Source organism: Sphingobium sp. AP49, assembly GCF_000281715.2.
Classification (GTDB): domain Bacteria; phylum Pseudomonadota; class Alphaproteobacteria; order Sphingomonadales; family Sphingomonadaceae; genus Sphingobium.
In genome coordinates, this window is sequence record NZ_CP124576.1 from 358,808 (window position 1) to 372,935 (window position 14,128).

Annotated in this window: 9 protein-coding genes and 2 pseudogenes; 6 read left to right on the top strand and 5 right to left on the bottom strand. The window is 58.4% G+C overall.

The window, feature by feature from the left end:
- Positions 1-5: 5 nt before the first annotated feature.
- Positions 6-206, bottom strand: coding sequence for a DUF5818 domain-containing protein (locus tag PMI04_RS01710; protein WP_007715055.1), 201 nt, complete (start codon positions 204-206; stop codon positions 6-8).
- Between the two features lies 1 nt (position 207).
- Positions 208-1,038, bottom strand: a complete 831-nt coding sequence (locus PMI04_RS01715; RefSeq protein ID WP_007715052.1) for a S1/P1 nuclease — start codon at positions 1,036-1,038, stop codon at positions 208-210.
- A gap of 345 nt (positions 1,039-1,383) precedes the next feature.
- Here PMI04_RS01715 and PMI04_RS01720 point away from each other — a divergent pair, with 345 nt between their 5' ends.
- The 3 genes from PMI04_RS01720 to PMI04_RS01730 are packed head-to-tail and all read left to right on the top strand — an operon-like array spanning position 1,384 to position 5,200.
- A complete protein-coding gene (locus PMI04_RS01720) occupies positions 1,384-1,890 on the top strand; it encodes a 2Fe-2S iron-sulfur cluster-binding protein (RefSeq protein WP_007715050.1) in 507 nt (168 codons plus the stop codon).
- On the top strand, positions 1,887-2,870 hold the full coding sequence (locus tag PMI04_RS01725; protein WP_007715048.1) for a xanthine dehydrogenase family protein subunit M: 984 nt from the start codon (positions 1,887-1,889) through the stop codon (positions 2,868-2,870). Before PMI04_RS01720 ends, PMI04_RS01725 begins: the two co-directional genes overlap by 4 nt.
- Positions 2,867-5,200, top strand: a complete 2,334-nt coding sequence (locus PMI04_RS01730; protein WP_007715038.1) for a xanthine dehydrogenase family protein molybdopterin-binding subunit — start codon at positions 2,867-2,869, stop codon at positions 5,198-5,200. The genes PMI04_RS01725 and PMI04_RS01730 overlap by 4 nt, the downstream gene beginning before the upstream one ends.
- A 410-nt stretch (positions 5,201-5,610) precedes the next feature.
- On the opposite strand, the gene PMI04_RS01735 is transcribed toward PMI04_RS01730, so the two are convergent.
- Positions 5,611-7,113: an arylsulfatase gene (locus tag PMI04_RS01735; protein ID WP_007715037.1), complete on the bottom strand. Its 1,503-nt coding sequence runs from the start codon at positions 7,111-7,113 to the stop codon at positions 5,611-5,613.
- 527 nt (positions 7,114-7,640) lie between these two features.
- A complete protein-coding gene (locus tag PMI04_RS01740; RefSeq protein ID WP_007715035.1) occupies positions 7,641-8,285 on the bottom strand; it encodes a response regulator transcription factor in 645 nt (214 codons plus the stop codon).
- Between the two features lie 236 nt (positions 8,286-8,521).
- Between PMI04_RS01740 and PMI04_RS01745 the strand changes: the two genes are divergently transcribed.
- The gene (locus tag PMI04_RS01745) at positions 8,522-9,241 is read left to right on the top strand and encodes a hypothetical protein (RefSeq protein WP_037487425.1); all 720 of its coding nucleotides are present in this window, start codon (positions 8,522-8,524) and stop codon (positions 9,239-9,241) included.
- A 783-nt stretch (positions 9,242-10,024) separates the two neighbouring features.
- On the opposite strand, the pseudogene PMI04_RS01750 reads toward PMI04_RS01745, so the two are convergent.
- Positions 10,025-10,450 (bottom strand): annotated as a pseudogene (locus PMI04_RS01750) (IS66 family transposase zinc-finger binding domain-containing protein); the annotation flags it as partial.
- 385 nt (positions 10,451-10,835) lie between these two features.
- Here PMI04_RS01750 and PMI04_RS01755 point away from each other — a divergent pair.
- Positions 10,836-12,401 (top strand): arylsulfatase, encoded by a 1,566-nt coding sequence (locus PMI04_RS01755; protein ID WP_007715030.1) that lies wholly within the window; start codon positions 10,836-10,838, stop codon positions 12,399-12,401.
- Positions 12,402-12,752: 351 nt separating this feature from the next.
- Positions 12,753-14,128, top strand: a pseudogene (locus PMI04_RS01760) (IS1182 family transposase).

Sequence of the window (14,128 nt, forward strand, 5' to 3'; positions counted from 1 at the left end):
GCGGCTCAGGCCGGCTCGATCTGCTCGACATCGAGCATGTCGAAATCGGATCTCGTTCCCACGACCCGGACCTTCTGGCCAATAAGATGCCGGCAGGATCTGGGGCAATCGAGCCGCCATTCCCCGCCATCAGCCACACGCAGCACGGGATAGGGATCGCCGCCAAGCAGGATGCCGATCAGTTCGTGCCGCGTGCCGCGTGGCATGTCATTTGTGCCTTGCGGGCTTGCGGGGAGTTTGAGCCTGGGACGGGTTCTGGTCCTGCGGATTCTCGAACACCCAGTTGAGATAGGCGGCGATGCGGATACCACCGCGCTTGAGCCGATCATCAAGCTCGAGACGGTGCTGATAGGCATAGTCCCAGGACAGGCTGGTATCGGTGGGATAGATGGTCTTGCGCAGCGCGATGCTCTCGCGGATCCAGGTGCCTGGATCGCGAACATTCCAGGCGATGATCTGCTGCGGCGTGATCGCGCGCGCCAGCCAGTCGGCGAGTTCGGAATAGGAGAGCGATCGCTGTTCGATCATCGCACTGTCCCAGACCGAATGGAGATTGGTCGAGCGACCGAACCAGCTCACCTTCATGTCATTGCCACCCCGGTCGTTGCCGCCGCCGGCATGAAGTGGCTGATGCAGGTCGCCGATAATATGGACGACAAAGCGCAGGGCCAGGCGCTTGTCGTCCATTGAGGCCGCAGGATCACGCAGCGTCGCGGTGAAGCGGGCAAGCGCGCTCATCGCGTCGCCTTCGGGCGGCGCGTCGGCGCTCGTATAGGCGTCGCCCTCGCGCACGGTCACATAATGCCATGGGCTGGCCTGCTTCTGCCAGAAATCGGCAGGGTCGGATTTCATGTCGTCCGGCCAGGTCGCAGCCTGTGCCAGATCTTCGTCCCCCAGGAGAAGCTGGACATTGGCGCGGGCCAGGCCGCTCAGGTTCCGGTCGGCAATGGCACCGGTGACGCGGTGGCCGATGGGCCCCCAGGCAAAAGCCGGCGAGGTGATCGAGAGAAGGATTAGAGGTAGAATGAGTTTGCGCATGGACGCACCATTAGCGCGTCTCAACGCATGATCCAGCAATTCGATTCTGGATCCATTTGGAAGGCTACGGCTCTCGACCATGGGGCGGTCAGACACAGGGTTCTGAACCCGTGCCGCTTGTCGGCCTGTCAACTATCGCCCTGCATTCCTGACGCGACACCGCGCACTTCTGCTTCCAGAAAGGTGGCGCGATCATGTCGATCATCGCTTATGCGGGCGGTAGCTTCCAGCCCGATTGATGAGAGGCCGATCGGCAATCGCATCTGGAAAATGCTGTCGATGGGCCCGAAACCTCGATCCGCGCATTTCTACATCGTTTACGCACCCGACTATGGGGAGTGATGGATGAGCATCCTTGTAAATGGCGCCTTGGCCGAGTGTCCTGAAGACCCTCGTGTTTCCCTCCTCGACTTTCTGCGGGAGCATCAGGGCCTCACCGGATCGAAGAAAGGCTGCAATCAAGGAGCATGTGGCGCCTGCACCGTGCTGGCAAATGGGGAGCGGATCCTCTCCTGTCTCGCGCTCGCCGTTCAATATGAGGGGCAGGAGATCATCACGATCGAAGGCTTGGGAACGGCCGACAATCTGCACCCGCTTCAACAGGCCTTTGTCGAGCATGACGGTTTCCAATGCGGCTATTGCACGCCGGGACAGATATGCTCTGCAGTGGGGATGGCCGCCGAACTGCAGCGCGGCGTTCCCAGTCACGTAACGCAAGCGCTCGACACCGACAGCATAGGGATGACGCGCGACGAGGTTCGTGAGCGGATGAGCGGTAACCTGTGCCGCTGCGGCGCGCATAATGGCATCGTCGATGCGATCCTCGAGACGTTTGCGGAGGTCACCGAATGATCCCCTTTACCTATCATCGCGCCGCCACCGCCGACGAGGCGCTGCGACAGACCGGTAACGGCGTCCGCTATCTTGGCGGAGGAACAAACCTCGTCGATCTCATGCGGGAAAATATCGATCGTCCATCGACCTTGATCGATGTGACAGGTCTCGACACGGGCATAGTCGAGCAATCCGATGGCGGCATGCTGATCGGCGCTGCGGCGCGCAACACTGCGGTGGCCGAACATCGCGCCATCCGCGAACGTTATCCCCTTCTTTCCCGCGCGATCGTCGCCGGAGCCAGTGCGCAGATTCGCAATATGGCGACCGTCGCCGGCAACATCCTGCAGCGCACCCGGTGCCTCTATTTCTACGACCAGGATGGCACGCAATGTAACAAGCGCATCCCTGGAAGCGGCTGCGATGCGATTGGCGGCTTCACCCGAAATCATGCAATTCTTGGCGCATCCGATCATTGTATCGCCACCCATCCATCGGACATGTGCGTGGCCTTGGCTGCGCTTGACGCCGCTGTGCATGTGCGAGGACCCAACGGCGAAAGAAGGATTGCGTTCGCTGAGATTCATCGCTTGCCCGGCGAGCGACCCGATATCGACACCAATCTGCAGCAGGGCGAACTCATCACCGCAATCGAACTGCCAGCCGTGCCATCCACTGCGCGCTCAACCTACCGCAAGGTCCGTGATCGGGCGAGCTATGCGTTCGCGCTGGTGTCCGTCGCGGCTGTCCTCGATGTGGAACAGGGGCATGTGCGGCACGTCCGGCTGGCGCTCGGCGGCGTTGCCCATAAGCCGTGGCGTGCAGCCAGAGCGGAAGCGCTTTTGCGTGGATCACCTGCATCGGTGGATGCCTTCATCAAGGCAGCCGCGGAGGAACTGTCCTATGCCCGGCCGCTCCGGGACAATGGCTTCAAGGTCGCGCTCGCGCAGCGGACGATGGTCGCTGTACTCACGCAGTTGATGGAGGACATGGCATGAGCCTGATCGATAGCGGCAAGGCGTTGGCGCAAGGCCTGATGCAGGGCGCTATGGCGAAGGTAGTGGCGCTCGCGCCAGATAGCTGGATGCCGGGAGGCGAACCCGATCCGCTCATCCGTCACCAGCATGGTCATGTCGGCAAGCCTGTCTCGCGCATCGACGGGCCACTCAAGGTGACGGGGGCTGCTCCTTTTGCGGCGGAGTTTCCTCTGGAAACCATGGTCTACGCCGCCATCGTCTACAGCAGGATCGCGAAAGGTCGCATCACCTCGCTCAATGTCGAAACGGCTGAGAGCGCGCCCGGCGTCCTGCTCGTGATGACCCATCGTAACGCGCCAAGACTAAAGCCTGCCCCCCTGTTCATGAGTGATCCCAAGGCCGCTGCGGGCGACAGCATTCCCGTCCTGCAGGATGAGAAGATCTACTGGAACGGTCAGCCTATCGCCATCATACTTGCTAACACGCAGGAGCAAGCGGACCATGCCGCCGGCCTGATCGATGTGGACTATGCGGCCGAGCCGGCGGAGACCGACTTCCACGCGGCGATCGCCAGGGGGACCACCCAATCGCAATTCATGGGCCAGCCGCTGCATGACGAGGTTGGCGATGCGCAGGCAGCTTTCGAAAAGGCCGCCGTCAAGATCGACGCGGCCTATTCGACGCCGCGCCACAATCATAATCCCATCGAACTTCATGCCGTCACGCTTTCGTGGGAGGGCGACACACTCCGCATCCATGATGCGCAGCAGGCGGTCGCGCATTCGGCCTGGACGCTGGGGCAGGTGTTCGATTTGCCAGCCGACAAGGTCGTCATTACATCGCCTTATGTCGGCGGCGGTTTCGGCAGTAAAACGCTGTGGCAGCATCAGATCATTGCGGCCGCAGCGGCGAAGCTTGCCGAGCGACCTGTCCGATTGATGCTGACCCGAGAAGGTGTCTACCGCACCGTTGGTGGTCGCTCGCCGACCGAGCAGCAGGTTGCTCTGGGCGCGACCGCCGAAGGGAAGCTCACCGCACTCATCCATCGCGGTGTGACGGCAAAGACATCGCACAATGTCATGCCCGAACCATTCATCCTCCCGACGCGAAGCGCCTACGCCGCGGAGAATATCCTGCTGGACGTCCAGCATGTCGAGATCGACATGACCAGTAACACATTCATGCGCGCGCCAGGCGAGGCAGTGGGCACCTTCGCGCTTGAATGCGCGATGGACGAACTGGCCGAGAAGCTCGGTATCGACCCCATCGAGCTCCGCTTGCGCAACGAGCCGGAGAAGGACCCGATATCCGGTCTGCCCTTTTCAGCGCGGCATATTGACCAGGCATGGCGCGACGGGGCCGAGCGCTTCGGGTGGAGCGCACGCAACCCTCTGCCAGGCATGCACCAGGAAGACGAATGGCTGATCGGCATGGGATGCGCCACCGCCACCTATCCCTATTACCGCATGCCCGGCGGCGCAGCCCGCATCACCCTGTCTCGCGCCGGCCATGCGACGATCGACATTGCCGCGCACGAAATGGGCATGGGTACGGCCACGGCGCAGACGCAGGTGATAGCCGAGCGACTGGGCCTGCAGATGTCACAAATCCAATTCAACTATGGCGACTCAACCTTGCCTGGGCTGGTCCTTGCAGGCGGATCGCAGCAGACGGCATCGATTGGCGCGTCGGTGATTGCAGCCTACAACAAGCTGGTCGCGCAACTGCTGGCACTGGCAGGGAATGACTCGCCTCTGGCGGGGCTGAAACAGGCAGAGTTGGGAAGTCGGGATGGCGGCCTAGCCAGCCTGGAAGATCCATCTCGGTACGAAAGCTATGCGTCGATTCTCTCTCGCGCCCAGCGCGACGCTGTCGTCATCGAAGCCGAGCCGCCCATGCCGCTCGAGACCATGCACTGGTCGATGCACAGCCATGGCGCCATGTTCTGCGAAGTGCGGGTCAACATGATTACGGGTGAACCGCGCATATCTCGCTTCCTGGGATCGTTCGACTGCGGCCGCATCCTCAATCCCAAGACTGCGGCGAGCCAGTTCAGAGGTGGCATCATCATGGGCCTGGGCCTCGCGCTGATGGAGGAAGCACAGTTCGACGAGCGGAGCGGACGGATTATGAACCCCAGCCTCGCTGAATATCATATGCCCGTACATATGGACGTTCCGGAAATCGATGTCATCTGGACCGACATACCCGATCCCCACACACCCATGGGCGCGCGCGGCGTCGGCGAAATTGGTATCACCGGTACCGGGGCTGCGGTCGCCAACGCGATCTACAATGCGACTGGGAAACGCGTGCGTGATTTGCCGATCACGCTCGACAAATTAATTTAGGATATCATTTGATGGCAACGCCGGCTGCGATGACGGCAAATGGGACATTCGGGAAGGTCCGCTTCAGAATATCGAACCGATGTAACCAGCCATTCCCGCCATGCGGGCCGCAGATAATCTATCAGCTATACAGTGCCACTCTGCGCTGTTCGGCTGGATTTTCATAGGCTGGAAAGCGGCCATTCTGACACGCCATATATCAACCGATAGGAGCGACCAAGCGCAGCGCGAAATCATTGTCGACGAGCAGGCGACTGTGCATGGGATCTCGCACGAAGCGGTGATCCGACGTACGGCGGAACGGAAGATTGTCGTTCCCAGCGACTATGGCGCTCACCTTGAGCGACAAGAAAGCAGGGCGGCAATCGAAGTTGCCACCCTGCAAAATAGTTGGACTTACCTCATGATGATCAGGCGCCGCCTGATGCGCCTTGCGTCAACTTATCCATCACGGATTCAAGGTTGAAGCTCGCCGCCTTCTGGGCTGGCGGGAACTCTGCGAAGGTCGCCAGGAACTGGCCGACGATGGTCTGTGCAGGCACCAGCAGGAATGCGTGATCGAGCAGCCAATCATAATAGGTGTTCGACGTGCGGTCCGCGCGTTCGTAAGGGTCGGTGCGCATGTTGAAGATCTTGGGCAGGCGGAGTTCCACGAACGGCTCGGCCCAGATCCGCAGGGTGCCTTCGCAACGCTGCTCCAGGAAAACCAGCTTCCAGTTGTGATAGCGCAATGCGACGACATCAGCATCGTCGTTGAAGTAGACGAAGCCGGGGCGTGGGCTTTCCGTTTCCTTGCCGGTCAGGAAGGGCACCATGTCGTACCCGTCGAGATGCGACTTGAATTTGTGTCCGTCGAGCGTCGCGCCCTTCTTGAGGTCTTCCTTGACCGTCTTGTTGCCAGCCACGGAGAGGAGCGTCGGGAACCAGTCAAGGTGCGAGACGAGCCCTGTGCACTTCGAGCCTGCTTCGATCTGACCGGGATAGCGCACGATGCAGGGCACGCGGTACGCACCTTCCCAGTTCGAGTTCTTTTCGCAGCGGAACGGCGTGGTGCCGGCATCGGGCCACGAGTTCTGGTGCGGGCCGTTGTCTGTCGAATAAAGGACAAAGGTGTCGTCAGCCACGCCGAGCTCGTCGAGCAGGTCGATCATTTCGCCCATGTTGAGGTCATGATCGATCATCACGTCGTGATATTCGGACTGCCACAGGCCGGATTGGCCGAGGCTGGAATCCTTGGCATGGGTGCGGAAGTGCATATGGCTGGTGTTGAACCAAAGGAAGAAGGGTTCGCCAGCATCGACCGAATCCTTGATGAAGCGCTTGGCTTCCTTCAGAAATTCCTCGTCGATCGTTTTCATCCGTTCTTTGGTGAGCGGACCGGTATTCTCGATCTTCTGCCCGCCCTTGCCGTCGGCCCAGCAGTGTAACACGCCACGCGGGCCGTACTTTTTACGGAACTCGGGGTAGAGATCAGCGGGCGGATAGTCGCGCAGTTCCGGTTCTTCCTCGGCATTGAGGTGATAGAGGTTGCCGAAGAATTCATCGAAGCCGTGCATAGTCGGCAGGTGCTCGTCCCGGTCGCCCAGGTGGTTCTTGCCGAACTGGCCTGTGCGGTAGCCTTCGTTCTTGAGCCCGCGGGCAATAGTGGGGATTTCCGCTTTCATGCCGAGCGCTGCGCCGGGAAGGCCCACCTTGGTGAGGCCGGTGCGCATGCCGGCCTGGCCGGTGATGAATGAGGCGCGACCGGCGGTGCAGCTCTGCTCCGCGTAGTAATCGACCATCATCATGCCTTCCTTGGCAAGTCGGTCGATGTTAGGGGTTTCGTAGCCCATTACGCCGTGGGAATAGCAGGACAGGTTGTCCCGGCCGATATCATCCCCCCACAGGATTAAGATGTTCGGTTTCTTCGCCATGCCCTAGCTCCGTTCAAGTGGTCTCAAAAACATTATTAAGGGCCCACCGGAGGCGACCAATCAGGATTAACCCCTAGCCTAGCCGCGACATCCCCCGATGTGATCTGCAATGCGCATCAATCCGCGGAATGCTTCGGCGGGAGAGACCTTTCACGCGCCAATTGGGAACGGCTCGCATTGGTCGCTTGTCGCCCTTTGCTTTCCGCCCGGCGGATAGGAGCTAAGTTACTTTGGCTTCCGAAAACGGACTGCCGCCCACCGGCCAGGGACGGCCCGACCGTAATCGGCTGTGGTGGACGCCAATTAACGCTTCGAATGTCGATCAGGTGTAGGCTGGATCGGCCGTTTCAACGCATCATCCAGCGAAAGCCAAAATTTACCTCACTTGGGAGGAGCCATATTCAAATTCAGGCGACGAAAATCTCCATTAACCGCAGCGAGACTGGCGTCCAACATCGTGAAAATGATGAAAAAAGATCAGAACCAAACGATTTTCTCTCCTGTGCAAACCGATAAAAGTATATAAATTAGTTTACAGTAATGGAGTTTCTAATAGCATAGCGAACCAAATCGGCGGTAGTTTTAAGCTCCAGCTTCCGCATTGCAGAGGCCCTATGAGTTTCAACCGTCTTTTTGCTGATATTTAGGCAAACTGCTACCTGTTCATTTATTTTTCCTTCCGAGACAAGTTGGACCACTTGCCTTTCCCTAGAAGAAAGGATGCCAAAAGAATCGTGTTTACCACTGACAACTCTATCAATAAAATCAACTGCAAATTGATCTGAAAAATAATTACGCCTCAACGATACCGAATTAAGCGCTTCACAAAGCTTTAATGCTGGATCCTGCTTAAGCACAAACCCCTTTACGCCCAAACCGTATGCATCAGCAACTATTCCGTCACATTTTCTCGCTGTGTAAATTATCATTTCCATATGAGGAAATTCATTACGCAGGTGGGTTATCAGTTGTATGGCATTTATGTCTGGCATGAAGCAGTCGAGGATGGTTATGTCGGGTGACGCATCGCGCGCAACGCTGATTGCATCTTGTCCGCTTGTCGCCTCTCCAACGATATGCCACGAAGCTTGACTGCCAATTATGCTACGCATGCCAGCGCGTAGAACTTCGTGATTATCCGCAATTAATACACGATCGAGCTTCCTAGCCATGACCCGCCTCCTGATTCATGCCTAGGTATTTTCTTCTACCAATTAATCCTAAATCAGTATCGGTAGTTTCCCTGAGCGATGCGGCAGCCTGTAGCATGAACGGCAAAATTAGGGGCGTGGTAAGATTCTCATTTCCCGCCCCCCCTTGTGCGATTTTCTAGAGCAATGGCTTCGAGACAGTTTATTTACTTTTGTCGCATTTATGAAATGATGTGCTTGGCGGACGAATACGATCGATGGAGATGACCAAGATGGCTGTCTGTCCTCGCTGGGCAAAAAATCACGCTGATCGCGTTTTTGACCTTGTGGAAATGAATGGCGAGCACATCGTTCAAAGCATGATCCGACATTGCCCCAACGGTACGTCAACACGCAATTTCAAGCGCGCATGCTTGGCTCTCCCGGATTCGAGAATCATCCAGCGCAAACGCGACCTGCTGATTGGGTGGCGCCGTACGCAGATTCTGGAGGACGAGCGGGAGGGAAGCGATGCGACGATTTCGCTCGTCAGTTTTACACCTTCGCAGGGGCCATTTGGGGTCGTTTTACAATATAAAATCATGGGCCTTTTCATACACAAGCACGCGCTCGCTCGCCTGTTTGAGCGAGCGCTCCAGGCTCCGGAGGCTGTGGCGTCGAGCTTGCTCCAACCCCATTTCGTAAATTCTTTTCCTGCGCTGGAGGCCGAAAGCGCGAATCCAGGCTTCGCGACACCCTTCAAAGACGGCAAGTTTGTCGGATCGGTAGAGTGGGTTCGAGACTCGCAGGGAACGATGACTTTGGTTTTCGGGATACGGTCCTGGCTGCCCGATGCCATCTCGACTTTCACATGGACGAAAAGCGAGAACCGCAGCCTCCGGAAGGCCATGGAGATAAACCGCCGGAATTACGTACTGAGCATGCTGGCCGGTGAGATGCCTGCCAGGCATGCAGGACCGGATTACTTATACGTTTGAAGCCGGGACGCATATCGGACGAGTGAGCAGCGGGATTGCGATCATATTGGAGCCACAACTCTGCTCCTTCAAATGGTGACCATCGGTAGGGAGGCAGTTTGAAATCTACCTCTGCTTCTCCGGGTAAGACTGATGACTATCGCTGCCGCATCTCGGTATCAGAGCGGGCAAAGTTGCGGCCGCAATATGGAATTACCAGCCGGTAAGTCGACATTCCGCCATCAGCCAGACTTGGGCAGCCAAAAATGGTATTGCGGGCTGGCCGCACCTAGGAACGGAAACTCGGCTTATGAATGGCCGGAGAGTGTCGAAGGCTGGAAGTGGTAGCTACGCTCCCTTTGTTGCGTACGCATCCGGTGAGACCGCGGCTACTGACGGTTTGCTGGGGATTTGGCATCTTATTTGCCGAGAAATGCCTCGACGCCTTCTTGAGCTAGCAAATCGCGGAACGCGGCGTCGGCATCGAGGTCGGTGGGAAAGAGACCGCCCCAGGCCGTCGAGGTTCCGTGCTCGTTGACCACCTCAAAAGACCAACCCCGCTCTGTGGCGAGCCGCACGATGTTGATGGTCAGCCGTACGCCTGCCTGTTCGATGGACCGCCAGAAAGAGGATTCAATCAGTTCGGGTTGCGGGTCAAATTCCTTGGGGTGATGCTACGAGATCACGGCTCCAGCTTCAACGCTGTTGGTTTCCAATTTCATGGGAGCAGATCGCCAAGCCGATTAGCCGGATGACCGGCGATGCGGGTAAGTACGTCGGCGAACCGCTCGGCCTAGCGATTGAGGGCTGGTGCTGCCCGTACTCCTCGAACAGCAGCATGGCGAGGAAGCTTGGTGCAGCCCAGCCACGCGGCACGACCGGGAATGGCGCAAGCGGCTGCATGATCTTCTCACAGTCACGGCAGGAGAACTTCTCCCGCACGGTCTGGATGGCTTTCCCGGCGCGAGGGACCACCTCCAGCGTCTCGGTCCCTCGGTCCTCGCCCAGCTTCGACAGGCGCACGCCGCCACAGGCCGGGCAGGAACAGGGCGCCGGAACGACGACGAGCTCGCGGGGCAAATGGTCGGGGAAGGGCTTCATGACCGGCCTCTTGCGCTCAAAGGCTGTGACGTTTGTCGCCTTTGCTGCGGCGGTCTCGGCGGCCAGATCATCTTCGGCAGAGCCCGCCTCCAGATCTTCGAGCTCAAACTCCATCTGCGCGAGCAGCCGATCTGCCGCATCCACTGCTCCCAAGCGTGCTCTCGAGAGCGTTCTTAAGAGCAGGCCCCTACATCACGACAAGGCGCGTCTCGCCGGATGGATACGACTCTCGCGGGGTCGGATTGCCATATGGGCCTGCTGATGATGGAGAAGCGGCTGTCCGCAATCGTCGCAACGACGCAGCAAGCTAAGAAGGCTACGCCAAATGCTTGTGACGGGCACTCAAAACTGGCCCTTCAGGGACTTGGTGACATTGAACGGCGTAAGGAGGCAGACTCTGCTAACCTCCGGGGAAACCCCGATAGCCGGTTCGCATTCAACCTGTAGTTTTTCCTCACCGAGATGCGGACGGCAATCATCGTCATTGCGCTGCGGCAATTCCTTGGAGGTCAAAATGGCAGAGAAGAAGCCCAACATTGTGCTGATTTTGTCAGACGATTTCGGCTACGGTGATGCTGGCTGCTATGGCGGCGGCGAAAATCGCGGCGCGCCCACACCGAACATCGACCGAATGGCGGCAGAAGGGATGCAATTCCTTTCCTTCTATGCCCAGCCGAGTTGCACGCCGGGCCGCGCAGCGGTGCTAACGGGCCGCATTCCGAACCGTTCGGGCATGACTACGGTAGCTTTCCAAGGCGATGGCGGCGGACTTCCCGCAGCCGAATGGACTCTGGCTTCGGTGCTCAAGACCGCAGGCTACAAGACGTTCTTCACGGGCAAGTGGCATCTTGGCGAAGACGACTATGCGCTTCCCAATGCCCACGGGTATGACGTGATGAAGCATTGCGGCCTCTATCACCTCAATGCCTATACTTACGCCGATCCTGAGTGGTTCCCTGAAATGGATCCGGAACTGCGTGACATGTTCACGAAAGTCACCAAAGGTTCGCTATCTGGCAATGCTGGTGAAACGCCTAAGGAAGATTTCAAGATCAACGGCCAGTACGTCGATACTCCGGATAAGGGCGTCGTGGGCATTCCCTATTTCGATGGATATATTGAACGGGCTTCGCTCGATTATCTCGATACCGTCAAAGACAGCGATGAGCCGTTCTTCATGCACATAAATTTCATGAAGATGCACCAGCCTTCGATGCCGCACCCCGACTTCAAGCACAAGTCGATGGCGAAATCGAAATATGCCGACTCGATGGTCGAAAACGATGCCCGCATCGGCGCGATCATGGATAAACTTCGCGAACTGGGTCTGGAAGAGAACACTTATGTGTTCTGGACCACGGACAACGGCGCATGGCAGGACGTCTATCCCGACGCCGGTTTCACCCCCTATCGCGGCACCAAAGGAACTGTTCGTGAAGGTGGCAACCGTGTTCCCGCCTTGGCATGGGGGCCGGGCATCAAGGGTGGCAGTAAGAACTCGGACATCGTTGGTGGGCTTGATTACATGGCGACCTTCGCGAAGCTGGCCGGAGTTGCCCTGCCAACCGAGGATCGTGAAGGTGAGCCAATCATCTTCGACAGCTACGACATGTCGCCGATCCTGCTCGGCACGGGTAAGTCCGACCGCAAATCTTGGTTCTACTTCACCGAAGACGAACTGACGCCGGGAGCGGTTCGGAGCAACCAATTCAAGGCCTGCTTCAACTTGCGCGGCGACAACGGCGCTCATACAGGCGGGCTTGCAGTCGATACCAATCAGGGCTGGAAGGGGCCGGAAAGCTACGTGGCGACAGTGCCGCAGCTGTTCGACCTGTGGCAGGATCCACAGGAGCGCTACGATATCTTCATGAACAGCTTTTCCGAACACACCTGGGCGTTGGTCACTATCAACAAGGAAGTGAAGGAATTGATGCAGACCTACGTCAAATATCCGCCGCGCCCACTCCAGTCCCAAGGATATTCCGGCCCGATCACACTTACCCAGTATGAACGGTTCAAGCACGTCAAGGATCAGCTTGCCGAGGGTGGCTTCCATATCGGTTTTGCAACTGGTGCATAACAATATTCTTGTTTAATCAACGGGTGGCCCGTCGATGGACGGGCCACCCTTCCCATGAAATGATTATATGTTGTGATGCCGGTCAGGCGCTAGCCTAGGTCGTGAGCCCATTAAATTGCGTGGTCTAGCCGTCGCCGCTGGGATGGCAGCTATCCGCGCTTGCACGCCGGTAACCAGACATTCGCCTACCGGCCAGTTCTGAAGGGCGTAATCAGGTTAGCCGACGGTCCGCTCCTGGAACGCGGAAATTTGCGGCTGAGTGTCTTAAAAGGGTCGATAGTGTTGAAAAACCCGGCCTTGCAGTAATGGCGCGGTCCTGATTCACTGGCCTTGTCGTTAGGAGACAGGCTCATGATGGGTGATCCGACGGTGATGCAGGAGGCGCTTTTCTACAGCTTCAGCCTGGAAGATCATGTTCCCCAGAGCCACCTGTTGCGGGCGGTGGATCGCTTCGTTGATCTGGACGGCATCCCAGAGAAGCTGCGGCCCTTCTATAGCGATACGGGCCGGCCCTCGATCGATCCTGAACTGATGATCCGGATGCTGCTGATCGGCTACTGTCTGGGAATCCGGTCTGAGCGGCGGCTGTGCAAGGAAGTGCATCTCAATCTGGCCTATCGCTGGTTCTGCCGCCTCGGTCTCGACGGATCCGTGTCCGATCACTCGACATTCTCGAAGAACCGGCACGGCCGCTTCCGGGACAGTGATCTGTTGCGGCAGTTGTTCGAGATGACCGTCTCGCGCTGCATCCAGGAAGGACTGGTCGGTGGCGAAGGATTCGCCGTGGACGCCAGTCTGATCAAAGCCGATGCCAATCGCCAGCGCGGCGTTCCCGGCGATGAGGGGCTGCCGCCGGATATCATCAATCATGCTGTTCGGGAGTATCTGGAAGTGCTCGACGAGGCCGCCTTGGCGCAGCGCCGCCCGTCACGCCCAAATATCTGTCGCCGGCTGATCCAGCGGCCCGCTGGACCGGCGCCCATGGCGGGCAGGCCTTCTTCGCCTACAGCACCAACTATCTCATCGATCTGGCCAACGCCGTGATCGTCGATGTGGAGGCCAGCACCGCCATCCGTCAGGCTGAGGTAACGGCGCAGCGAACGATGATCGACAGGACACAGGAGCGCTTCGGCATCTGGCCCCGGCGGTTGGCTGCCGATACCGGCTATGGCGATGCGGCCAACCTTGCCTGGCTCGTCCATGAGCGGGGCATCAAGCCGCACATTCTCGTCTTCGACCATGTAGGCCGCAGGACCGACAGCTTCCAGCGCACCGCATTCCGCTATGACCACCGGAACGATCTCTATGTCTGTCCCGGCGGCAAGCACCTTGTCCAGCATCGCAGGGACTATGCCAGCCCACGGCCCGGCGTCGATAAGGATGGCTTCATGCGCTACCGCGCCAGCCAACACGACTGTCAGGCCTGCACCCGCAAGCCCCAATGCTGTCCCGGCCAGTCCATGCGCAAAGTCGCCCGGTCAATCCATGAAGGCGCGCGCGACCTGGCAAGGGATCTGTCCCAGACCGACGCCTATGTCACATCCCGGCGCGAGCGAAAGAAGGTTGAAATGCTGTTCGCCCATCTCAAGCGTATCTTGAAGCTCGATCGCCTGCGCCTGCGAGGACCAAATGGCGCAAAAGACGAGTTCTAACTCGCGGCCACAGCCCAGAACCTGCGCAAGCTTGCGAAACTCATTCCGATCCAGTCGGCTATTGCCCCAGCGTGA